This window comes from Mesorhizobium loti (genome assembly GCF_013170705.1).
Classification (GTDB): domain Bacteria; phylum Pseudomonadota; class Alphaproteobacteria; order Rhizobiales; family Rhizobiaceae; genus Mesorhizobium; species Mesorhizobium loti_D.
On the sequence record NZ_CP033334.1, the window covers coordinates 4704943 to 4728135 of the forward strand.

22 protein-coding genes are annotated in these 23193 nt (G+C 62.1%); 7 read left to right on the plus strand and 15 right to left on the minus strand.

The genetic code is table 11. The annotated features are described in order from the left end of the window. Positions 1–56 precede the first annotated feature (56 nt). The 5 genes from EB815_RS22915 to EB815_RS22935 all read right to left on the minus strand — a co-directional run bounded on the left by EB815_RS22915 (position 57) and on the right by EB815_RS22935 (position 3977). Positions 57–614 carry an OmpA family protein gene (locus EB815_RS22915; RefSeq protein WP_056567975.1) on the minus strand — a complete coding sequence of 186 codons (558 nt, stop codon included), beginning with the start codon at positions 612–614 and terminating at the stop codon, positions 57–59. Positions 615–713: 99 nt separating this feature from the next. Next, on the minus strand, positions 714–1277 hold the full coding sequence (locus EB815_RS22920) for a GNAT family N-acetyltransferase (protein WP_056567979.1): 564 nt from the start codon (positions 1275–1277) through the stop codon (positions 714–716). Between the two features lie 5 nt (positions 1278–1282). Beyond that, entirely contained in the window at positions 1283–2164 is an 882-nt protein-coding gene (sseA, locus tag EB815_RS22925; protein WP_056567982.1) for a 3-mercaptopyruvate sulfurtransferase, read from the minus strand. 35 nt (positions 2165–2199) lie between these two features. Further along, a complete protein-coding gene (locus EB815_RS22930) occupies positions 2200–2943 on the minus strand; it encodes an alanyl-tRNA editing protein (RefSeq protein ID WP_056567985.1) in 744 nt (247 codons plus the stop codon). Next, positions 2943–3977 carry a cysteine synthase A gene (locus EB815_RS22935; RefSeq protein ID WP_056567987.1) on the minus strand — a complete coding sequence of 345 codons (1035 nt, stop codon included), beginning with the start codon at positions 3975–3977 and terminating at the stop codon, positions 2943–2945. The genes EB815_RS22930 and EB815_RS22935 overlap by 1 nt, the downstream gene beginning before the upstream one ends. Positions 3978–4204: 227 nt before the next feature. Between EB815_RS22935 and EB815_RS22940 the strand changes: the two genes are divergently transcribed. Both EB815_RS22940 and EB815_RS22945 read left to right on the plus strand, forming a co-directional pair. Then, positions 4205–5026 carry an SDR family oxidoreductase gene (locus EB815_RS22940; protein WP_056567990.1) on the plus strand — a complete coding sequence of 274 codons (822 nt, stop codon included), beginning with the start codon at positions 4205–4207 and terminating at the stop codon, positions 5024–5026. A gap of 93 nt (positions 5027–5119) precedes the next feature. After that, on the plus strand, positions 5120–6094 hold the full coding sequence (locus tag EB815_RS22945) for an alpha/beta hydrolase (protein WP_056567993.1): 975 nt from the start codon (positions 5120–5122) through the stop codon (positions 6092–6094). 107 nt (positions 6095–6201) lie between these two features. On the opposite strand, the gene EB815_RS22950 is transcribed toward EB815_RS22945, so the two are convergent. The 3 genes from EB815_RS22950 to EB815_RS22960 all read right to left on the minus strand — a co-directional run bounded on the left by EB815_RS22950 (position 6202) and on the right by EB815_RS22960 (position 8516). Then, positions 6202–7623, minus strand: a complete 1422-nt coding sequence (locus tag EB815_RS22950) for a DEAD/DEAH box helicase (protein ID WP_056567996.1) — start codon at positions 7621–7623, stop codon at positions 6202–6204. Between the two features lie 362 nt (positions 7624–7985). After that, entirely contained in the window at positions 7986–8273 is a 288-nt protein-coding gene (locus EB815_RS22955; RefSeq protein ID WP_056567998.1) for a type II toxin-antitoxin system RelE/ParE family toxin, read from the minus strand. Positions 8274–8279: 6 nt separating this feature from the next. Next, positions 8280–8516 carry a hypothetical protein gene (locus EB815_RS22960; RefSeq protein ID WP_056568001.1) on the minus strand — a complete coding sequence of 79 codons (237 nt, stop codon included), beginning with the start codon at positions 8514–8516 and terminating at the stop codon, positions 8280–8282. A 63-nt stretch (positions 8517–8579) separates the two neighbouring features. On the opposite strand from EB815_RS22960, the gene EB815_RS22965 reads away from it, so the two are divergent. Continuing rightward, positions 8580–10112 (plus strand): acyl-CoA carboxylase subunit beta, encoded by a 1533-nt coding sequence (locus EB815_RS22965; protein WP_056568004.1) that lies wholly within the window; start codon positions 8580–8582, stop codon positions 10110–10112. Positions 10113–10142: 30 nt separating this feature from the next. Here the strand turns inward: EB815_RS22965 and EB815_RS22970 are convergent, their stop codons facing one another. Further along, positions 10143–12143, minus strand: coding sequence for a hypothetical protein (locus EB815_RS22970; protein WP_056568007.1), 2001 nt, complete (start codon positions 12141–12143; stop codon positions 10143–10145). Further along, positions 12140–13678 (minus strand): bifunctional ADP-dependent NAD(P)H-hydrate dehydratase/NAD(P)H-hydrate epimerase, encoded by a 1539-nt coding sequence (locus EB815_RS22975; protein WP_056568009.1) that lies wholly within the window; start codon positions 13676–13678, stop codon positions 12140–12142. Before EB815_RS22975 ends, EB815_RS22970 begins: the two co-directional genes overlap by 4 nt. A gap of 356 nt (positions 13679–14034) precedes the next feature. Here EB815_RS22975 and EB815_RS22980 point away from each other — a divergent pair, with 356 nt between their 5' ends. Then, positions 14035–14373: a P-II family nitrogen regulator gene (locus tag EB815_RS22980; RefSeq protein ID WP_006205430.1), complete on the plus strand. Its 339-nt coding sequence runs from the start codon at positions 14035–14037 to the stop codon at positions 14371–14373. A 64-nt stretch (positions 14374–14437) separates the two neighbouring features. Next, positions 14438–15847 carry a type I glutamate--ammonia ligase gene (glnA, locus tag EB815_RS22985; protein ID WP_056568012.1) on the plus strand — a complete coding sequence of 470 codons (1410 nt, stop codon included), beginning with the start codon at positions 14438–14440 and terminating at the stop codon, positions 15845–15847. 892 nt (positions 15848–16739) lie between these two features. On the opposite strand, the gene EB815_RS22990 is transcribed toward glnA, so the two are convergent. Next, positions 16740–17780, minus strand: coding sequence for a glutamine synthetase beta-grasp domain-containing protein (locus EB815_RS22990; RefSeq protein ID WP_065005076.1), 1041 nt, complete (start codon positions 17778–17780; stop codon positions 16740–16742). Positions 17781–18096: 316 nt separating this feature from the next. On the opposite strand from EB815_RS22990, the gene EB815_RS22995 reads away from it, so the two are divergent. Beyond that, complete coding sequence (locus EB815_RS22995; RefSeq protein WP_081294729.1) at positions 18097–18288, plus strand: DUF2735 domain-containing protein; 192 nt, start codon at positions 18097–18099, stop codon at positions 18286–18288. Between the two features lie 83 nt (positions 18289–18371). On the opposite strand, the gene EB815_RS23000 is transcribed toward EB815_RS22995, so the two are convergent. Next, the gene (locus tag EB815_RS23000) at positions 18372–20261 is read right to left on the minus strand and encodes an MFS transporter (RefSeq protein WP_056568018.1); all 1890 of its coding nucleotides are present in this window, start codon (positions 20259–20261) and stop codon (positions 18372–18374) included. Between EB815_RS23000 and EB815_RS23005 the strand changes: the two genes are divergently transcribed. Further along, complete coding sequence (locus EB815_RS23005) at positions 20197–20406, plus strand: hypothetical protein (protein ID WP_162258900.1); 210 nt, start codon at positions 20197–20199, stop codon at positions 20404–20406. The two genes, EB815_RS23000 and EB815_RS23005, sit on opposite strands and share 65 nt — an antisense overlap. 36 nt (positions 20407–20442) lie before the next feature. On the opposite strand, the gene EB815_RS23010 is transcribed toward EB815_RS23005, so the two are convergent. Genes EB815_RS23010 through EB815_RS23020 form a run of 3 tightly spaced genes read right to left on the minus strand, consistent with a single transcriptional unit; the run spans position 20443 to position 23147 of the window. Continuing rightward, the gene (locus tag EB815_RS23010; RefSeq protein WP_056568021.1) at positions 20443–21234 is read right to left on the minus strand and encodes an ATP12 family chaperone protein; all 792 of its coding nucleotides are present in this window, start codon (positions 21232–21234) and stop codon (positions 20443–20445) included. A 12-nt stretch (positions 21235–21246) separates the two neighbouring features. After that, positions 21247–22119: a DMT family transporter gene (locus tag EB815_RS23015; RefSeq protein ID WP_056568077.1), complete on the minus strand. Its 873-nt coding sequence runs from the start codon at positions 22117–22119 to the stop codon at positions 21247–21249. A 47-nt stretch (positions 22120–22166) separates the two neighbouring features. After that, positions 22167–23147, minus strand: a complete 981-nt coding sequence (locus EB815_RS23020; RefSeq protein WP_056568026.1) for an RluA family pseudouridine synthase — start codon at positions 23145–23147, stop codon at positions 22167–22169. Between the last annotated feature and the right edge of the window lie 46 nt (positions 23148–23193).

The following is a 23193-nucleotide window of genomic DNA, read 5'->3' on the forward strand; positions in this document are numbered from 1 at the left end:
TGATCGCGCCAGATCCATGAGATAAGCCGGCCAGATAAAGCCAGCGAAACCCCGAATCAGCGGATGAAATCGTCGAAGCGCCGCAACGTCACCCTGCGATTCTGCCAGTTTTCGTTCTGCGTCGGCACGAGCAGGAACTCCTCGCCGTAGCCGACGGTCTCAAGGGCATAGCCGGGCACGCCGAATTCGCGCACCAGCGTGCGCTTCAGCGAGGCGGCGCGCTGTTCGGACAGTACCTGGTTCGACTGAAAGGATCCGACGGCATCGGTATGCCCCTCGATCAGCACGCGCGCACCGGGATCGCGGCGCAGGATGCGCCGGAGCGCATTGGCGATAGTCTCGATCTTGTCGTATTGCGAGCCGGAAATCGCTGCCGAGCCGAATGCGAAATTGATCGACTGGATGTCGATCGAGCGCGCCATGCGGCGCAGATCCGGCCGGCGCTTGAATTCGCGGATGGTGACGCGCTCGTTCGGCCGCAGCTTCACCCGGGGCGCCGCCTCCAGCTTGCGCTCGATCGTGGCGGCGGAAGGCGTCGTCGCCTGGGCGGCGGCAAGGCTCGGCATGGCAATCGCAGCGATCAGCGCGGCGGCCAGTGTACGGCGTGTCAGCATATCTTTTCTCCTTCGGCATCTGCCGCATTGACGATGCGGGCAACATGCCAAAGGCAGGCTGAAGCGCCGATGAACGAAAGGTTCAGATTCCCGGTGGCGTTACGGCCGCATGACGCTGGCCGAACGCTCGGCGAAAGGCAACGGGTGCACGACCTCTTTCTTCTGCGCGACCGGCCTGAAACCGAGCTTCTGGTAAAGTGGGAGTGCCGCCGGGTGGTCAAGCGTACAGGTTTGGACCGTCACCCGTTTCGGCCCATATGCCCACGCGGCCGCAATCGCCGAACCCAGGAACCAGCGGCCGAGGCCCTGCCCGGTGGCATGTTCCATCATGCCGAAATAGGCAAGTTCGACTTCCTCCGGCAAATGCGGCTTGATGTCGAAGAAACCCGCCGGCGCGCCGTCGAGATAAAGCACCCTGATGTCGCGATCCTCACGGTGGATGCCGGCCGAAAGTTCATCGTCATTCAGCCTGAGAACATTCACCCAGTGCCATTTGCGTCCAACCCGGTCCATCAGGTAGCGATAAAAATGCAAGGGAATGTCCCTGGTCTTCAATAGCGCAACCTGCCGGTTGTAGGGCACTGGCGGCGAGACGGCAGGAGGGGCATGCATTTCTAGAAAAGTCACCGTGACTTCAATATCCTGCAGCACGCCGTTTTCCATCGCGTTCATTCCTTGCCAGTTTTCGCTGGGCCGGTCTTCGCGGGGCCAGTTGCGACAGGTGTGTCGGAGAGCCCGCCCCACTCGGTCCATGAGCCGTCATAGAGCCTGTTGTCGGTGTGGCCAAGCGTCTCCAGGGCGAGCGTAATCACCGCTGCGGTGACACCGGAGCCGCAAGACGTGACGATGGGCTTCGACAGGTCAATGCCGGCATCCTCGATCACCTTGCGCAAACGGTCCTTCGACAGCAGCGAACCATTCTCCGACAGTGCGGAATACGGCACATTGCGCGCACCCGGCATATGGCCTGAACGGACGCCGGCACGGGGTTCGGGCTCCGCACCGGTGAAGCGGCCGGGTCCACGGGCATCGGCAATCTGGCTGGCGCCGGTTTCGACGATCCGGCGCATGTCCGCGAGGCTGGCGACGCGACCGGGGTCGAAATCGGCGTGGAACACACTCGGCGCGATCCTTGTCGGCTCGGCCGTGACGGGCCGCCCGGCCGCCTTCCAACCGTCGAAGCCGCCGTCGAGAATGTAGACCTGGAAAACACCCATGATGCGGAACATCCACCATGCCCGGGGTGCCGAGAAGAACCCCGGACCGTCATAAATGACGATGGTGTCGTCGGCCGAGACGCCCATCGCTCCGACATATTGCGCGAAATGCCGAGGCGACGGCAGCGTATGCGGCAAGGCGGCGTCAGGATCCGAAACCGCATCCTGGTCCAGAAAGCGGGCGCCGGGGATGTGGGCGGCTTCATACTCGGCACGCGCGTCACGCTTCTGCGCCGGCAAGTACCAGGATGCGTCCACGATTGTCAGGCCGGGCTCGCCCAGGCGTCCCTGCAGCCAGTCCGCATCGACGATAAAAGGACTGTCTTCTGCCATTTTTGGTTCTCCCGGGTAAGGCAAAGGGTTACGTGTCAGACGGCCGGCATCGGGCCGAAGCGGATGCGGAAGCGCCTGTTCTCACGGCCTTTCTTTTCGATCTTGCCAATGTGGATTTCGCCGATTTCGCGCGTGCTTTTCACATGCGTGCCGCCGCAAGGCTGGCTGTCGACCGTGCCATTCTCACCGATGCAGACCAGGCGGATCTTGCCGGTGCCGACCGGCGGCCGGACGTTCTTGGACTTCACCAGGCCGGGATTCGCGGCGAGTTCCTCGTCGCTGATCAGCCTGGTGAAAATCGGATGATCGGCCCGCACCAGATCCATCAGCCTCGCGGTCACCTCTTCCCTGGTGAAGCTGGCGTCCGGAATGTCGAAATCGACACGGCTGTCGTCCTCGGAAACCGCGGCACCCGTGATCGGGAACGGGCAAACGACTGTGAGCAGGTGACAGGCCGCGTGCATGCGCATCAACAGGTGCCGGCGTTCCCAGTCGATGACGAGTTTGACCTTCTCGCCAGCCGCCGGGGCCGCCTGCTCGGGCGCCGGCACATGGATTATCTCGTCCTTGGTCTCACCCGTGATGGTGGCTGCGATGGCGATGCGACTGCCATCGGCACGCTCGAGATAGCCGGTGTCTCCCGGCTGGCCGCCCGAGGTGGCGTAGAAGATCGTCCGATCGAGAACGATGCCGCCGCGATCGTTGACGGCAACGACAGCCGCATCCGCCGTGCGGAGATAGGCATCGTCGCGAAACAGCGCTTCCGTTTTGTGCGCCATCAAGAGACCTTTTCGAACGGCACCGAAATCTTGCTTTGCAGTTCCATCCAGTTCGGCACGGGAAGGTTCTTCTCGCGTAGGAATTCCGGGTTGAACAGCTTCGACTGGTAGCGCGTGCCGTAATCGCAAAGAATGGTCACGATGGTATGGCCGGGGCCTAATTCCCTGGCCAGCCGGATCGCGCCGGCAATGTTGATGCCGGTCGAGCCACCGACGCAAAGACCTTCTTCCTGAATGAGATCGAAGACGATCGGCAGTGCGTCCTCGTCCTTGACCTGAAAGGAGAAGTCCGGCGTGAACCCTTCGAGATTGGCGGTAATGCGCCCCTGCCCGATGCCCTCGGTGATCGAGCTGCCCTCCGATTTCAATTCGCCGCTGGTGTAGAAACTGTAGAGCGCGGCGCCCAGTGGATCAGCGAGCGCTATCTTCACATCCTTGCTCTTGGCCTTCAGCCCGAAGGCAACACCGGCAAGCGTTCCACCGGAGCCCACCGCCGAGACGAAACCATCGACCTTGCCGCCGGTCTGGGCCCAGATTTCCTGCGCCGTGGTGCGGATATGGCCGTCGCGGTTGGCGACATTGTCGAACTGGTTGGCCCATATGGCGCCGTTCGGCTCGCTCCTGGCCATCTGCTCGGCCAGCCGTCCCGACAGTTTCACGTAGTTGTTGGGGTTCTTGTAGGGCACGGCCGGCACCTCGATCAGCTCGGCGCCGAGCAAGCGGATCGTGTCCTTCTTTTCCTGGCTCTGCGTATCCGGGATGACGATGACGGTGCGATAGCCAAGCGCCTTGGCGACCAGCGTCAGGCCGATGCCGGTATTGCCGGCCGTGCCCTCGACGATGACACCGCCCGGCTTCAACAGGCCGCGCTGTTCGGCGTCACGGATGATGAACAGGCCGGCGCGATCCTTGACCGATTGCCCAGGATTCATGAATTCGGCCTTGCCCAGGATTTCGCAGCCGGTTTCTTCGGAAGCCTTGTTGAGGCGGATCAGAGGCGTGTTGCCGATCGCGTCGATCACAGAACGGGGCATTCAGGATTCCTTGTGTGCGTGCGCCGAAACCCTAGAAACCCGAAGCTTCGGTTTCAAGGCAAGAATTTGCCTGGTCCAGTCGCATTTCCGGCTCTGCGGTGTATCTGCATCCCCTAGACCGGGCTCGATGTCGTACAGTTCATTTGCACCCGACGTCGAGAAGCACTCTTTTCATTCGATTTCCTGACCGCTAGAGCAAGGCACCAACAAACTCGGCAGGGCGCAGCATGACACTCTATCGGGCCGATCCGAAACATGGCGTTGCCTGGGTCACGGGCGGCTCGAGCGGCATTGGCCGCTCGCTGGCCAGGGATCTGGCGTCCCAGGGCTACGCGGTGGCGGTAACCGCGCTGGACGACGATCCGATCGACACGCTCATTGTCGAGACAGCGCAGATGCCGGGCAGCGTCACCGCTTTTCCCTGTGACGTGACCGACGAACCGCGCATGGCAAGGACGGTCGCCGCGATCGAGAAGGAGCTCGGCCCGATCGTGCTCGCCGTCTTCAATGCCGGAAACTACATCGCGACGCCCGGAGAGGCTCTTGTCGTCAAGGACTTTCGCAAGTCCTTCGAGGTCAATTATTTCGGCATCATCAACGGGCTGGTGCCGGTCGTGGAACATATGCGCGTGCGATCACGCGGCCATGTCGTGCTGGTTGGATCGGTCACCGCCTATTTCGGCTGGCCGACCACCGCCGCCTATGGCGGCACCAAGGCGGCGATCAACATCCTGGCAGAGTCCCTGAAGTACGATTTCGACAAGATGAACATCCGCGTCCAGGTGATAAACCCCGGTTTTGTCGACACGCCGCTGACTGAAAAGAACATGTTGCCAATGCCGGGCCTGATGCCAGTCAGCCGAGCGACGCGCCGCATGGTGAAGGCAATCAAATCCGGTGGCTTCGAAGTCACCTTTCCGTACCGCACGAGCTGGCCGCTGAAGTTTCTTGCCCTGTTGCCCCGACCCGTGTGCCGATGGGTGATCAGCTTGACGACAAGCTGGAAGGCAAGGCCACTGAACTACGACCGCAAACTGCCGAACGAATAGGATGCCCACAGGATTGGTGGTTTGGCTGCCTGGGCGGCCGTTGCCTGTTCATGGCCACCGCCATAGGCTTGTTGTTGTTGCGTGGAGTCTGCAATGGGGCGACGGATCGTGCTTGCTGTGCTGGGCCTGATCGCCGTCCTTGCACTGGCCATCGTCCTTGGCCCACGCGTTCCCGTAGACACCACGATCCGCTTCGATCCTTCCGCCATCGGCGACGATCCGCAGGCCTATGTGGCGAAGGTGGAAGCCGCCGCGCCCGGTATCCGCGACGGGCTGGAGAAGGAGATCGTCTGGGCCAACCCGATGGTGCATGCCAAGACGCCGCTGTCGATCGTCTATATCCACGGTTTTTCCGCTTCCAAAGGCGAAGTCCGCCCCCTGCCCGACGAGGTGGCGGACCAGCTCGACGCCAACCTCTTCTACACCCGCCTTACCGGTCACGGACAGGACGGCGCGGCGATGACGCAGGGCAGTGTCAATGCCTGGATCAACGACTATGAGGAGGCGCTCGCCATCGGCCGGGCGATCGGCGACAAGGTGATCGTCATCTCGACCTCGACCGGCGGCTCGCTGGCGGCGTGGGCGGCAACACAGCCCGGTGCGTCGGATGGCGTGGCGGCCATTGCATTCATCTCGCCCAATTTCGGCGTGAAGGCATCAGGCGCCGAGATCCTGACCATGCCTTGGGGTAAGCAGATCGCCGAACTCGTCATCGGCAAGGAACGCAGTTTCGTGCCGCGCAACGCTCTGCACGAGAAATTCTGGACCACCAAATATCCGGTTGCCGCGACGCTGCCGATGCAGGCGCTGACTGAACTTGCCTATGGAGCGCCGGTGGAGAAAGCTGATATCCCTGCCCTGTTCATCTTCTCGGATTCGGACAGGGTGGTGCGGCCTGACCGCACCCGCGAAATCGCCGGCCGCTGGGGCGCGCCGCACGAGCTGGTTCCGCTCGACGATACCGGCGACCCAGATAACCATGTCATCGCCGGCGACGCGCTGTCGCCATCGACCACGGCCTTCCTGGCGCAACGGATTACCGTCTGGGTCGAGGCGGTGGCGAAGTAAGGTTCAAAAAACAAGAGGCGGCCGAAGCATCGCTTCAACCGCCCTCTTGTCTATCAGGCAGGCAACCAGCGAACCACCAAGGTTTGACCGGTTACCGCGAGGCGTCGTCAGGCAGCCCGCGCTGCCGGCCGCTTGCCGCCGAAGCGGCGCTTGTTGTTGCCCTTGAAGGGTTTCGCGCCTTCGGGCTTGCGCTCGCCGGCAAACGCCGGCTTGTCGCCGAAGCGCTTCTTGCCGAAGCCGTTGCCCTTGTTCTCGCCGCCCGGCCGCCTGCCGTCGCGGCGACCATTGCGGTCGTTGCGATCATTGGCGGGCTCGAAGCGCTCGTTCTTTTCAGCCGGATTGCGCTGCGGATCGGGGCTGCCGAGATGGTCGGCAACGATCGGCAGCTTGGTGCGGATGATGCGTTCGACCTGGCGCAGCTTGCTGTTTTCCGAAGGATCGCAAAGCGTGATCGCGATGCCATCCATGCCGTTGCGGCCGGTACGGCCGATGCGGTGGACGTAGCTTTCGGCCTCGTCGGGCAGGTCGAAATTCACGACATGGCTGATGCCAGGTACATCGATGCCACGCGCGGCGATGTCGGTCGCGACCAGAATGCGCACCGATCCGTCACGAAAATCGTTCAGCGCCTTCTGACGGGCATTTTGCGACTTGTTGCCATGGATGACGGCGGCCTTGAAGCCATCGCGCTCGAGGTCCTTGGTCACCCGGTCGGCGCCATGCTTGGTGCGCGAAAAGATGATGACGGACCTCATCGCCTCATCGGCGAGCATGGTCGACAGCACCTGGCGCTTCTGCTTGGTGCGGGCGAAGACGACGCCCTGCACGATCTCGGCCGCCGCCGTGCTTTGCGGCGAGACTTCGATGCGGACCGGGTTCTTCAACAGGCCCTTGGCCAGTTCGGCGATCTCGTCCGGCATGGTGGCCGAGAACAGCGCCGTCTGGCGGTCAGGCGCGGTCGCCTTGGCGATGCGCTTGACGTCGTTGATGAAGCCCATGTCGAGCATGCGGTCGCCCTCGTCCAGCACCAGCCATTTGGTGTCGGACAGGATGAGGTCGCCCTCACGCACCAGGTCGGTCAACCGGCCCGGCGTGGCAATGAGGATGTCGACGCCGGGAGCAACCTTCTTCACCTGGCTGAAGCGGGAAACGCCGCCCAACACGAGGGCCGTGGAGACATGCGCGCCCTTGGCGAGGATCTTGATGGTGTCCTCGATCTGCACCGCAAGCTCGCGGGTCGGTGCCAGGATGAGCGCGCGGGTCGTCTTGGCGCGCCGCTTGGTGCCGAGCGCGATGATCTTCGACAGGATCGGCAGCGCAAAGGCCGCGGTCTTGCCGGAGCCTGTCTGCGCGATGCCGAAAATGTCACGGCCTTCCATCTGCGGCGGGATGGCCTGCATCTGGATCGGCTTCGGTTCGGTGAAGCCGGCATTGTGGGTGGCCTTGAGCAGCGCACCGGTAATTCCCAGCGCCGCGAAACCGGAGAGTTCCGCGGATACGTTGCCGGGCAATGTGTTTTCGTTGGTCAAAATAATCTTCTTTCAAGCGGCTTCTCGGCCGCAAACATCAATGGCGGCAGGGCGCAACCTGCCGTCGAAAAATTTGATATGAAACGACAAGGCGGGCGGACGGTGTCGTCCACTCGGCTGCGCTGTCGTGCCCGCAGGCATCATGCCACGGGGCTTTTTCGCCACTTTATGATGTACCGGAAAAAGGGCCGATATACCGGAAAGAGGGAAAACAGACGCAACCAGTCTCATTTGTCGAGAAGGCCGGAATCTCCCGGCCCAAGCGCCTATGGGCTGCATATGGCTGAGTTCGCCCCAGAATGCAAGGGGCGCAATGTTGCAGCGCAGCAAAAACCGACTAGAGAGCGATCGGAAATGTCCGCTCAAACTTCATCCGGCCATTTCCTGGCGCCGTGTTGCACAAATAGAATTTCGATCTGAGTGTCCGCGACCCGATACGCGACCATGTAGGGCGTTCCGGGAATCACCAGTTCACGCGCGCCTTTGATCTCGCCAACCCGTCCGATGAAGGGGTTAGCGGACAACAGCCGGGCGGTCTTTGGATGGATATCATTGACAATCCGGGCACCGGCCCGCGGGTTATGTTGGTTGATGTAGTCGCCGATTGACGCAAGCTCGATCGGATAGTGTCGGGTCCAGACAATTCGCACAGAGGCTCATGCCTGACTGTACCTGTTGAGAACCGTCGCGATTTCTTCCTCATTGGCAAAGTCGCCACGGTCGGCGGCCTCTATTCCCCCCTGAACGCCTGCGACCCACTTTTCCTGCCACGCCAGCGAACGTCCGTGGGAAAGGGCATTCTCGATGATCTGATCGCGTGTCAGCGTCGAGCGCGACGTGAGCATGTCAATCCGGCGGCTCAAATCCTCGGATATTTCTACGTTGTTCTTCATAGGCTTATTCTGCCATATCTGGCGAATGCCTGCCAAGAAGTATGTCGCATGAGGGACCGAGTGATGAAGGATGTGCTGAAGGAACTCGAGCGTCGGCGCGAGATCGCCCGCATGGGCGGTGGCCAGGCCCGCATCGATGCCCAGCACAAGAAGGGCAAGCTGACCGCACGCGAACGCATCGAGGTGTTTCTCGACGAGGGTTCGTTCGAGGAGTTCGACATGTATGTCGAGCATCGCTCGACCGATTTCGGCATGGAGAAGACCAAGATCGCCGGCGACGGCGTCGTCACCGGTTGGGGCACGGTCAACGGCCGTCCGGTCTATCTCTTCGCCAAGGACTTCACCGTGTTCGGCGGCTCGCTGTCGGAAGCCCATGCCGAGAAGGTCATCAAGGTGCAGGAGATGGCGCTGCGCAACCGCGCGCCGATCATTGGTCTCTACGATGCCGGCGGCGCCCGCATCCAGGAGGGTGTGGCAGCCCTCGGCGGCTATGCCGAGATTTTTCAGCGCAACGTGCTGGCCTCCGGCGTCATTCCGCAGATTTCCGTGATCATGGGCCCATGCGCCGGCGGCGACGTCTATTCGCCGGCCATGACCGACTTCATCTTCATGGTGCGCGACACCTCCTACATGTTCGTCACCGGCCCGGATGTGGTGAAGACCGTCACCAACGAGACGGTGACGGCCGAAAGCCTCGGCGGCGCCTCGGTCCACACCACGAAATCCTCGATCGCCGACGGCGCCTATGACAATGATGTCGAGGCACTGCTGCAGATGCGCCGGCTGGTCGATCTTTTGCCCGCTTCGAACACGTCGGAGATTCCCGAGATCGAATGCTACCAGTCGGTGACCGACCATGACCTGTCGCTCGACCGGCTGATCCCCGACAATGCCAACAAGCCCTACGACATCAAGGAACTGATCCTGAAGGTCGCCGACGAGGGCGACTTCTTCGAGATCCAGCAGAATTTCGCCAAGAACATCGTCACCGGCTTCGGCCGTGTCGAGGGCCGCACGGTCGGCTTTGTCGCCAACCAGCCGATGGTGCTGGCGGGCGTGCTCGATTCCGACGCCAGCCGCAAGGCGGCGCGCTTCGTGCGCTTCTGCGATTGTTTTTCGATCCCGATCGTCACCTTCGTCGACGTTCCAGGCTTCCTGCCGGGTACCGCGCAGGAGTATGGCGGGCTGATCAAGCACGGCGCCAAGTTGCTCTTCGCCTATGCCGAGGCGACCGTGCCGAAGATCACCGTCATCACCCGAAAAGCCTATGGCGGCGCCTATGACGTGATGGCCTCAAAACATCTGCGCGGCGACATGAACTATGCCTGGCCAACGGCGCAGATCGCTGTGATGGGCGCCAGGGGCGCGGTGGAAATCATCTACCGCAAGGACATTGGCGACGCCGAAAAGATCGCGGCCCATACAAAGACTTACGAGGATCGCTTCCTGTCGCCCTTCGTCGCCGCCGAGCGCGGTTATGTCGACGAGGTTATCATGCCGCACTCGACCCGCCGCCGTATCGCGCGCGCGCTCAGGATGCTGCGCAACAAGGACATGCAGAACCCCTGGAAGAAGCACGACAACATCCCGCTGTGAAACGGTCTACGGAGGTAGCTGTCGAACAGCTCACTCCTCCTCCGCCGCGCCGAACCCCGCCCCCATCGTGGCGCTGGTAGCGCTTGCCCAGGGCGTCGCATGGTTGTCGATGCGCATCTGGAAAATGAAATAGGTCGGCGAACAGAAGCCGATGCCTTTGACTTTGGCGGCGCCCGGCGTGTCCGGCGGCAGCGACTGGCACATATAATCCTCGCGGCAGAAATGATCGGCCGAACACGCCGGCCGGTTGCCGCGATTGACCGCGCCGCCGAGGCACTGGTCGAAATTGTTGGTCGCCACGCAAGTGTCGAATTTCTTGCCGCCGACCAGCCCACAGATTTCATTCGGCATCGGCTTGCCCTTCTTGAAGGCGGCAAAGTCGCGATCCTTGTCGTCGCAAGCGCGGTAGGCGATGCCGGCCGGCACGCCGATCTTCGGCGGCCGGCAGGTATAGGCGGTGCGCGAAATCCCCGGTGCGAACGCGGCGAACCGGCCTGATATCGTGTAGCGGTCGTTGAAAGGCCGCGACTGGTTGCTGGCGATCGACCCGGTCAGGCAGGGATGGCCGGAGAACATATCTTCGCTCCCCTTGGGCAACAGGCATTGCGCCAGCGTAGTGTGCACGCCAGACGCGGTCGCCAGCGGCGTGCAGACAGTGCCGCCGCCACATTGCCAGGTCGCGCCGAAACGCTTGGCATCCTCGGGCATCAGGCACGGCATCGCCATTTCGGCTGGTGCGTAGTCGACGTCGCCGGTATCAGCCCAGGTGGCTGGCGGCGCAAAGGACAGCGGCCGATAACGGTTCGGCTCCTTGCCTTCCTGCGTTGCGCGCAGCCAGGCCTGACGCCGGGGAATCTCGGCATGGAGATGCGGCGAGATGCCGACCTCGATGCGGTTGAGCGGCGACGTCGTCTTGTCGTCGACGCCGATCAGGTGGAAGCCGGCCGTGGAACCCGCCTGGTGGCAGCCCTGGCAGGCGCCATTGTCCAGCCGCTCGACCAGCGCCTCCGGCGTGCGCACCAGCTTCATGGAGGAATAGTCGAGCGATACGAATTCCTTGGGTTGGAATATTTGCGTAAACGGATGGTTGGCCTGCCGCGCGCTGCCGAAGGTCGACCACGAGACGACCTTTTTGGCCAGGAATTCGTCGGGGATTTCGTAGACGCCGAGATCGACCGCCGCAACATTGGCGCTGACATAATGGGCAAGCTCTTTCTTCAGCGCCGCATCTTGCGAGAGCCGCACGGTATCAGGTGTGTTTTCCAGCGGCTTCTCGCTGACGGTAGCGCCATCGATGCCGAATATCCGCATGAGGTAGGCGGCCTGCCCGCCAAATTCGGTCTCCTGACCGGAGGGAAAGCGCACGACTTGCGCATTGAGTTCGAGCTGCTTGAAGGTGAGCCCGGCCCGCTCCAGCGGCCCGCCGTTCAGCCAGCCAGCGTCGATGCTCTCATCCAGTTGCGGCGTCCAGCGTCCGGCAACACCGACGCAGCCGCCATCGGCATCCGGTGCCGCACTGTAGACCGCGTTGAAATTGAGCGGCAGCCGCGAAGCCAGGACCTTGCCGTCCTTCTTGAAGCTGTAGGCGAGGCGATAGATGAAACGCACCTCGCCGCAGCTCTTGTCGCCTTCCAAGGTAGCGAAATCACGCCGGTCGAGCCGGTTGACGACGCCGACCAGACGGAAGCGTGCCGCCTCCGTCTTCAGCCAGCGCATGTCCATGATCCGGCCGACATTGCCGTCGGTGACCTCGTAGAGCGTGCGCCCGCCGGCCTTCATCTCGGCCCGCAGCGAGGCAATGTCTGATGCCACCGTATCGACGATCGCATGATAGGCCGGCGCCTTGTCATAGAGCGTCTTCAAATCGCCCGCGCCATCGACGGCAAAAATGCCGGCGAAGCCAAAGCCCTTGGCATCGAGTGTAGCGAGAACCGCCGCATCGTCGACGATGGTCACCGGCTGCTCGGCGCGCACGCCATGCGAGATGAGCAGCGTGATGAAGGCCGCAACGGTGAGCGCGAAACGCTTCATCCGTTGGGCACCTTGCGCCGTGCCTCGACCAGTTCGCGCAAAACCGGCACCAGCGCCAGCGGCAGATCCTCGGCAATCAGCCCCGGTCCAAACCGGCTGCCGGCCTCGGCATGGATCCAGACCGCCGCACAGGCTGCTTCAAACGCCGGCATGGCTTGCGCCATCAGGCCGGCTGATATGCCCGACAGCACGTCGCCCGACCCGGCGGTGGCAAGCCAGGCCGCGCCGTTGGCATTGATTGCCGCCCGGCCATCAGGCGCGGCGATCACCGTGTCGGCGCCCTTGTAGACGATAATGGCATTGGCGCGTGCAGCCGCCGCGCGCGCCTTGTCCAGCTTGGACGAGGCGTCATCGCCGGCCATGTCGGGAAACAGCCTGGCAAACTCCCCTTCGTGTGGTGTCATCACCAGCGCCGGCGCATTCTGCCTGCGCGCCGCTTCGAACAAGACGTCCTGCGCCTCACGAAACGAGGTGATCGCGTCGGCATCGAACACAAGGCCGTCGACCTGTGCGGCGGCATTCCGTGGCTGGCCGGCGGCGAGGAGTGCCAGCCCAAAGGTCCGCGTTTTTTCGCCGACGCCAAAGCCGGGCCCAAGCACAAAGGCCGAAGGACGGCGTTCGCCGGCAAATTCCTCGATGTCCGCGAGATCGTCTGCCTTGCGCAGCATGATCGAGGTCAGATGGGCGGCATTGACCTGCATGGCGTTGCCCGGCGACAGCACGGTCACCGCCCCTGCCCCGCTTCGGGCCGCGGCCAGCGCCGACAGCCGCGCCGCGCCGGTGGCGCTCGGTCCGCCTGAAAAGACGCCGACATGGCCGCGTTTGTATTTGTGCGCGTCGACGGCCGGTATCGGAAAATCGCGCAGCCAGCGCGCCGGCCTGTTCTCGAACGCCCGGGACCGGAGCCGTGCAATGATGTCGTCGCCGATGCCGATATCGGCAAGCACGATCTCACCGCATCGCTCGCGGCCCGGCAGCAGCAGATGGCCGGGTTTCTTGCGCGCGAAGGTCACGGTGACGGCCGCGGTGAATGCGATGCCCAGAACCTTGCCGCTGTCGCCGGAGACGCCCGAAGGCAGATCGACCGCGATAACCGGCAAACGTCGGTTGGAGGCGATATCGGCCGCCCTTGCGGCGTCGCCCGATAGCGGCTTGGACAGCCCCGCCCCATAAAGCGCGTCGACCACGATCGAGCCGGGCCCGGCTTCAAAGCCAGACAGTGGCCGAGGCGCGATCGGGCATTCCGCGGCGGCGAGCGCCGCATCGCTTTCCGGCCTCGGCGCTGCGGACGCCCAGATCGTCGTGGCGACGCCGCTGTCGGCCAGGATGCGGGCGACGACATAGCCATCGCCGCCATTGTTGCCCGGCCCGCAAAGCACATGGACATGGGTCGCTTCGGGATAGCGGTTGAAAACCTCGGCCGCGACCGCTTCCCCGGCGCGCCGCATCAAGCCGATGCCGGCGACTGGACCGGAGGCAATCGCCATTCGGTCCGCCTCGCCCATTTCGACGGAAGTAAGAAGTTCATCGCTCATGGATTGCCGATCCGCATTCGATCAAGCATTGTCCAGTTTTCGATCCGAAGCAAACCAAGAGGAGTTGGCGCGACTGCGGCCATAGTGTTCGGAGGGAGGCATTGCAGACGGCAAATGCCTGCTATTTAGGCGACATGCCCAATTATTGTGCCGCAATACCCCTTGGCACTGTGGAGACTCAAGGGACCGGTGCCGCATCCGATGCAGTGAATGACGTGAATTTGCATCCCGGCGCGGTACGGCTTTGAAATCGTATGAGACCGCTTCTGCTCCGCTGAATTGGCACAGTTCGTGCTTGATGGAGGCGCAAGCGGGGCTCACAACCCGTTTTTTTGGCAGTGGAGGCCACTTTTTACATGAAAAAGATCGAAGCGATCATCAAGCCATTCAAGCTGGACGAAGTGAAGGAAGCGCTTCAGGAGGCCGGACTGCAAGGCATCACCGTCACCGAGGCCAAGGGCTTCGGACGCCAGAAAGGCCACACCGAGCTCTACCGTGGCGCCGAATATGTCGTCGACTTCCTGCCCAAGGTGAAGATCGAGGTCGTGCTCGGCGACGATGCGGTCGAAGGCGCCATAGAGGCCATCCGCAAGGCGGCGCAGACAGGCCGTATCGGCGACGGCAAGATCTTCGTCTCCAACATCGAGGAAGTCGTGCGCATCCGCACCGGCGAAACCGGAATGGACGCGGTCTGATCGGACCCGGCCACCGTTCGAAACGTCATCCATCAAAAAACGTCATCACACAGGGATACATGACATGACGACAGCCAAAGACATCATGAAGCAGATCAAGGACAACGACGTGAAATTCGTCGACCTGCGCTTCACCGACCCGAAGGGCAAGCTGCAGCACGTGACGATGGATGTCGTCGAGGTCGAGGAAGACATGTTCGCCGATGGTGTCATGTTCGACGGCTCGTCGATTGCCGGCTGGAAGGCCATCAACGAGTCCGACATGGTGTTGATGCCCGATCCGGACACGGTCCACATGGACCCGTTCTTCGCGCAGTCGACCATGGTCATCCTGTGCGACATCCTAGATCCGGTCTCGGGCGAATCCTATAACCGCGATCCGCGCGGCACGGCCAAGAAGGCCGAGGCCTATATGAAGTCGGAAGGCATCGGCGACACCATCTATGTCGGTCCGGAAGCCGAATTCTTCGTGTTCGATGACGTCAAGTACAAGGCCGATCCCTACAACACCGGCTTCAGGCTCGATTCCACCGAGTTGCCGTCCAATGACGACACCGATTACGAAACCGGCAACCTTGGCCACCGCCCGCGCGTCAAGGGAGGCTATTTCCCGGTACCGCCGATCGATTCCGCGCAGGACATGCGCTCCGAGATGCTGACCGTGCTCGCCGAAATGGGCGTCCGCGTCGAAAAGCATCACCATGAGGTCGCCGCCGCGCAGCACGAACTCGGCATCAAGTTCGACACGCTGGTCCGCAACGCCGACAAGATGCTGATCTACAAGTACGTCGTGCACCAGGTCGCCAACGCCTACGGCAAGACGGCCACCTTCATGCCGAAGCCGATATTCGGCGACAACGGCTCAGGCATGCACGTTCACCAGTCGATCTGGAAGGGCGGCAAGCCGACCTTCGCCGGCAATGAGTATGCAGGCCTCTCCGAAGCCTGCCTGTTCTACATCGGCGGCATCATCAAGCATGCCAAGGCGATCAACGCCTTCACCAACCCGCTGACCAATTCCTACAAGCGCCTGGTGCCTGGCTACGAAGCGCCGGTTCTGCTCGCCTATTCGGCGCGCAACCGCTCGGCCTCCTGCCGTATCCCATTCGGTTCGTCGCCGAAGTCGAAGCGCGTCGAGGTCCGTTTCCCGGATCCGGGCGCGAACCCCTACCTCGCCTTCGCCGCCATGCTGATGGCCGGTCTCGATGGCATCAAGAACAAGATCCACCCTGGCCAGCCGATGGACAAGGATCTCTACGACCTGCCGCCGAAGGAGCTGAAGAAGATCCCGACGGTCTGCGGCTCGCTGCGTGAGGCACTCCAGAGCCTCGACAAGGACCGCGGCTTCCTGAAGGCCGGCGGCGTCTTCGACGACGACCAGATCGACAGCTACATCGAACTGAAAATGGCCGAGGTGATGCGCTTCGAGATGACCCCGCATCCGGTCGAATACGACATGTACTACTCGGTCTAAGAACCCGTTCGGATAGCTTGCAAAGCCCTTGAAGGATTTCCCCTTCAAGGGCTTTTTGCCGCGCTCAACACTCACTGATGGATGTGTGTGGTCAGTCAGATCAGTGAATTGCTTTTGGGTGTTGGGATCGTATGGCCTTGCCCGCTTGTGCCCGCCGGCGAAACACACGGCTTCATGATCGCACTATAAAACCATGGCAGGGCGTTGGCGGATGGCTCCAGGGCGTAGCAAGCCGCCAGGAGCGAGCGGCGCACTGCCTCAGGCTGCAATGCCCGCTCGTCCGGCGCCCCCGCCAATGCCGTCGTTCAAGAAACCCCGCCCCGTTCGAACAGCATCGCTTTGGCGTAACCCCAAAGGCACGATACGCATGCCGCGGCGCGATCTGTCAACGTTGCCAGCCACCGGGGCAGACGGTCGATCCTGGTGTTTTAACAGAGACTTATATAAGAGCCTTTGAGTGCAAAAACACGCTCGAACCGGCGGTTTTCCGGGCTTTTCAGGCAATTTCCGCGCCTACGACGCGGGGTATGGTTGACCAAACGTCAGCCGGGGCTGACCGGTGCCGCGGTTTTGGCCGCCCCTTTTCAACCTGACTTTTTTTGGGGGAATTCATTCCACCCGGCTGGCGCCGCCCAAAACGGCCCTGGCAAGGACCAAGGTTCTCACGGAACAGGATGGCGCAGGGAGGCATCTTATCGGCATGGCGGTCGGTGCCGTCGGCTGCGTCCAGAACAAACATCAAGCGGATAGCCGTCGACGCCCTGAATCCCCGTCATGGCGGATTCGTGCGCTGCCCGCCCCAAAAGCACAAAAGCCCCGGCGTTTTCCCGCCGGGGCTCTTGTCACTGCAATTGCGGCGCGGGTCATCTCATGGCCCGCGCCGCGAAAACAATCAGGCGGCGGCCGAAACCGACGCGTCGGTCGCAACCTGCGAAATCGTCTTCAGAACCTGCGAGGCGATCTGGTAGGGGTCGCCCTGGGAATTCGGACGGCGGTCTTCGAGATAGCCCTTGTAGTCATTCTTGACGAAGGAATGCGGTACGCGGATAGAAGCCCCGCGGTCGGCGACGCCGTAGCTGAACTTGTTCCACGGCGCGGTTTCGTGCTTGCCGGTCAGGCGCTTGTCATTGTCCGGACCGTAGACGGCGATGTGGTCCATGAGGTTCTTGTCGAACTGTGCCATCAGGGCCTCGAAGTAGGCCTTGCCGCCAACTTCGCGCATGAACTTGGTCGAGAAGTTGCAGTGCATGCCCGAGCCGTTCCAGTCAGTGTCGCCAAGCGGCTTGCAGTGGAACTCGATGTCGATGCCGTAAGTCTCGGTCAGACGCAGAAGCAGATAGCGCGCCATCCAGATCTGGTCGGCGGCCTTCTTGGAGCCCTTGCCGAAGATCTGGAATTCCCACTGGCCTTTGGCCACCTCGGCGTTGATGCCTTCATGGTTGATGCCGGCCGCAAGGCACTGGTCAAGATGCTCTTCGACGATCTTGCGTGCGACGTCGCCGACGTTCTTGTAGCCGACGCCGGTATAGTACGGGCCCTGCGGCGCGGGGTAGCCGCTCTCGGGGAAGCCGAGCGGACGGCCGTCCTTGTAGAAGAAATACTCCTGCTCGAAGCCGAACCACGCATCCTCGTCGTCGAGGATGGTCGCGCGGCTGTTCGATTCATGCGGGGTGACGCCATCGGGCATCATGACTTCGCACATGACCAGAATGCCGTTGGTGCGGGCCGGATCCGGGTAGAGCGCCACCGGCTTCAACACGCAGTCGGAGCTGCGGCCCTCGGCCTGCATGGTCGAGGAACCGTCGAACCCCCACAGCGGCAGCTGTTCGAGCGTCGGGAATTCGGCGAATTCCTTGATCTGCGTCTTTCCGCGAAGGTTGGGGACCGGGGTGTATCCATCGAGCCAAATGTACTCGAGCTTGTATTTCGTCATTCTAGCCTCTCGTTGCTTGATCACCGAACACCAAACGGCGTCAACATGCGTCCGCCGTCGGCAGCCGGCGCTGCCGATCACTAAAATGCAATTCGTGTGCCACTCCGGCATTGGCGGGTGCGGCAAAATGGCTGCGATATCGCGCCGAATTTGCTGTGCCGCCTCATCACTGGATCCTGATCGATCAAGCGCGCAGATCGCACAAATATTAGGCAAATAATGATCTTTTCGTAGGCATATTGCCTAAAGGAATCGCAGGACCTATCTTCTGGGAAAGCTGAATCGACAAGCTCCTGAAGAAGAAAGGAGACGGCCCATGGAAATCGCTCCCACCCGTCCGTCGGCGAAAATTCTGATGTTCCCTCTGGCAGCAAGCAAATCTGCCTCAAATTTAGGCGCGAAGGCGAAATTCGCGGCAGAGCTCGCTTCGTTGCGTACCACGTACGCCGATTTTGACGGCTGGTATCACGAAGCAGCCGTCGAGGAAGAAAATCATCGGAAAAGCTGATCCGCTTCTTTCGGCCACTGACATGAAAAGCCCGGCGTGATTGCTCACGCCGGGCTTTTTCGTTGGCACATGGATCCGATCGGCTAATCCTTGGCGTGCAAGTTGGTGCCGAGCGTGTCCTTGACGAAGAGCATGCCGATGACGAGCGTGATCGCCGCGATCACCACCGGATACCAAAGGCCGTAGTAGATGTCGCCCCTATAGGCGCTGAGCGCGAACACCGTCGCAGGCAGCAAGCCACCGAACCAGCCATTGCCGATGTGATAGGGCAGCGACATGCCGGTGTAGCGGATGCGGGTCGGGAACATCTCGACCAGGATCGCCGCGATCGGGCCGTAGACCATGGTAACGAGCAGCACCAGGAGGAACAGGATGCCGATCGTCATCGGCCAGTTCACGGCCGCCGGATCGGCGAACATGGCGAAGGCGCCGCCGCCGGGAATATTATAGACGGTGACCTCTGGCGCGCCCGCCGCCTCATCCGTGGTCAAGAGCTTGTCCTTGACCGCCTGATCGGTCGGCATTGCTGCCTTTTCGCCGCCGCGGATGGCGGCGGCATCAAGTTTCAGCTCAGGGTTGGCCGCGATGAAAGCGTCGAGCTTCTGGTCAGCGACCTTGATCGCTGCCCGCTTCAACGGATAACCGCCGTCCTGCAGCGACATGTTGACGGCCTTGACGAAGGCAGCGTCCTTGGCCTTGGCCTGATCGCCGGCGGCAACCGCGTCGTAGGATGTCACCGTCTCGTTACCGATCTTGACCGACGCAGCCGTCCCGGGCGCGGCCGTCGACACCACGTCATAGGGAACCGAGTTCTTGGTCAGGAACGAAGTCGCGATGTCGCAGGACGTCGTGAACTTGGCTGTACCGACCGGATTGAACTGGAACCTGCAGTCTCCGGGTGCCGCCGTCACCGTTGCCCGCGTGCTCTGCTGCGCCTTCGCAAGCGCCGGATTGGCGGCCCAGGTCAATGCCTTGAACAGCGGGAAGGTGCTGACAATGGCAAGCGCAAGGCCAGCCATGATAATCGGCTTGCGGCCGATCTTGTCGGACAGCCAGCCGAAGACGACGAAGAAGATCGAGCCAAGCGCCAGCGCAACGGCGATCATGATGTTGACCGACTGCGCGTCGACCTTGAGCACGTTCTGCAGAAAGAACAGCGCATAGAACTGACCATTATACCAGACCACGGCCTGGCCGGCGGTAAGGCCGAACAACGCCAGCAGCGCGATCTTGGCATTCTTCCACTGGCCGAAGGCTTCCGAAAGCGGCGCCTTGGATCCCCTTCCTTCGTCCTTCATCTTCTGGAAGGTCGGCGATTCCGAAAGCGACAGCCGAATCCAGATCGAAACGGCGAGCAGCACGAAGGAAACGATGAACGGAATGCGCCAACCCCAGGCAGCGTAGGTTTCCTTGCTCAGTGATCCCTGGACGATGAGGATAACGATCAGCGACAGAAACAGCCCGAGCGTCGCCGTCGTCTGAATCCAGGACGTGTAGAAGCCACGGCGATCATCCGGCGAGTGCTCGGCAACGTAGGTCGCCGCCCCACCATATTCGCCGCCGAGCGCCAGACCCTGCAGCATGCGCAGGAATATCAGGATCACCGGAGCGGCGATGCCCAAAGTCGCATAGCCGGGCAGCAAGCCAACCAGGAAGGTCGACAGGCCCATGATCGTCATTGTGACGAGGAATGTGTATTTGCGGCCGACAAGGTCACCAAGGCGGCCGAACACCAGCGCGCCGAACGGGCGCACGAGGAAACCGGCGGCGAAGGCCAGCAGCGCGAAGATGTTGCGTGTCGCCTCGGGAATGGTCGGGCTGAAAAAGGTCGAGCCGATAAAGGCCGCCAGTGAGCCATAGAGATAGAAATCGTACCATTCGAAAACAGTGCCGAGCGAGGAAGCGAAGATGACCTTCTTCTCCTCTCGCGTCATGCCGCGGCTCGTTCCGCCGGCGGTCGATGCCATTGCCATTGATATGTCCTCCCGTGAGACCCTTGCCCTCGATGCCACGCCAACGCCCGCGTTCTCCTCCGAACGCAGACTCAAAAAAGCGGAGCCATCAGGCAAAAAATGGCAGAAAGCACCCGCCGACGGCAGAGCGACGATGGGATTATGACTTTGGTATTAGGTGCGGTGCGGTAACGGTCCGGGCTCAGGCCTTGAGCGCCTCGAGGAGGCCGACCGCGGCCATCATGTCGCGCTTGCGGGCGGCACGGCGCGCGACCGCCTCGGCGTCCTGCCCCCATTGCTCGATCTGCCAGTCCTCGTCGACATGGCCGGCGGCCCAGGCGGCCTCCGCGTCGAGTTCACCGAAATCGACGGCCAGCGCCAGCAGCGCCGAACCGGTCAGCGAGGTCATGAGGTGGATGGCGGCCAGCCGCAGCGGCTCGGCGCGCTGATTGAGATGACTGCCCAGAACGGCGATCGTCTCGCGCGGCTGCTCGACATGGATGACCCCTTCGGCAAGGTTGAATCGAGCCCCCAATGTAGCGCGCGCCCAATCGATGACGGGATCCCACTGCTCGTTCTGCCGGTCAATCAGCCCCTGCGGCGCGTCGGCGCGGTAGCAAAGCAGGTCCGATGAGGCAAAACGCAGTATGTCTTCCAGCACCGCCTGCGGGTCACTGGCGACGCCATCGATGGCGGTGTTGACCAGTCGCATTACCGGCATCGTCACCGGATTGATCGTCTCGCCCTGTTCAGCGAATTCGTCGGCAACCAGCACTGCCGTCGCCTCGGTCGGCAGCGCCAGCAGCGCCTTGCCCGGCGTGCGCACCGGCTTGCCATCGAGATGCACGGCGAAACCTTCCTCTACCGGCGCAACCGAAACGGTCTTGTAGAAGCGCTTGGGCAGCGGTGTCTTCATCTGGATCTGGGCGCGCCGCACCGGATCCGGATCGGAAAGATACTTACCCGCTTCGAGGTCGTTGAGGATGTCACGCATGAAAAATCTCTCTCACACCGGTGTCAGCTTGCGCGCCGGCCGGTTGACGATGATCAGGCCCGCCGCAATCAGGCCAAGCGCCAGAAAAATGCGAATGGTCAGCGGTTCGTTCAAGATGATTGCACCGCACAAAACACCAAAAACCGGCGACAGGAACGTGAAGCTGGACAGGCTCGACGCGGGATAGCGACGCAGCAGCCAGAACCAAAGGACATAGGTGAAAGCGACAATGTAGATCGCCTGGAAAAGCAGCGCCAATGTCGGCAACAAGGAGGCATCGCGCACTGGCGGACCAGCGAGAGGCAACACCAGTATGCCGACGACCGCCGCGCCGGCGAGTTGATAGAGCAGCAGCTTCTCGGCGCTGGCTTCAACCAGTTTCGAGCGTTTGATGAGAATATTGGTCAAGGCCCAGAAAAATCCGGAGCCGAGACTGAGGAGATCGCCGAACAGCATGTCCCCGCCGCCGCCAAGCTTGTCTGAAAAGACGGCGGCAAGGCCGGCGAAGGCCAGCAGCAGGCCAAGGAACTTGCGCATGGTGATCTGTTCGCCAAGCAGGAGGTGACCGCCAATCAGCATCCAGAACGGCATTGTGTTGACCAGCAGCGTGTTGCGGGCAACCGTCGTATGCTCCAGGCCGACATAGAGGCAGAGGAACTCGACGCCGAAAAGCGCACCCACGACAAGGCCGGCAAGCAATGTGCCATCGCGGGTGAACAGAGCGATGCCACGCCATCGGCACCAGAGGAAGACGCAGAAACCGCCAATGATCGAGCGTGCGATCGACAGGAAGACGGGATCGTAGCCGGCATAGGAGATCTTGGCGGCGACGTAGTTCAGGCCCCAGGAAAAGGTCAGGCCGACCATGATGGCGGCGGCGGCCATGTCGACTGTGTCGCGCCGATCGAGCGCGTCGGTGGCGCCGCTCAAGGTCAGTCCTCCGCGCTGGCGTCGTCGAAGCCGATCAGGTTCCAACTCTGGCGCATATGCGGCGGCATCGGCGCGGTCACATCGATGACGCCCTTGTCCGGGTGCGGAATGATGATGCGGCGCGCATGAAGATGCAGTCGGTTTTGAATACCGCCCGGAAAGTCCCAGTTGGTGTCGGCCTCGAAATATTTCGGGTCGCCGATGATAGGGCAGCCGATATAGGCGGCGTGGACACGGAGCTGATGGGTGCGGCCGGTATAAGGCTCCATCTCCAGCCAGGTCATGGTCTGCGCCGCCTGCTCGATGATGCGGTAGTAGGATACGGCGTGATCGGCGCCCTTTTCACCATGAGCAGCGACCCGGACACGGTCGCCGTCCTCAGTCGGCTCCTTGATCAGCCAGGTCGAGATCTTGTCCTCGCGTTTCGGCGGCACACCCTTGACCAGCGCCCAGTAGGTCTTCTTGGTTTCGCGGGCGCGGAACGATTCCGACAGCTTCATGGCGGCCAGCCTCGTGCGGGCCACGACCAGCACGCCCGAGGTGTCGCGGTCGAGCCGGTGAACCAGTCGCGGCTTTTCGCCCTTCTGGTTGCGCCAGGCTTCCAGCATGTCGTCGACATTGCGGGTGACGCCCGAACCGCCCTGCACCGCAAGGCCCGCCGGCTTGTTGAAGACGAAAACCTTCGGGTCCTCATGGATAAGCATTTTCGCCAGGACGTCGGCATCGCCCTGGTTGCGGATCGAATGGCCGGTCAGCGCGCTTTCGCCCTTCTTGTCGACCTCGAGTGGCGGGATGCGCACCACCTGGCCAGGCTCGACACGGCTGTCAGCCTTGACGCGGCCGCCATCAACGCGGATCTGGCCGGAGCGCAGCAGCTTCTGCAAATGGCCGAAACCAAGGCCCGGGAAATGGGTCTTGAACCAGCGATCGAGCCGCATGCCCGCCTCGCCGGCCTCCACCGTGATCTGTTCAACGCCTGCCATTTTTTCTTCGCTTACCCATTTCCAAAAGCAGGGCTCGGCCTGCGCT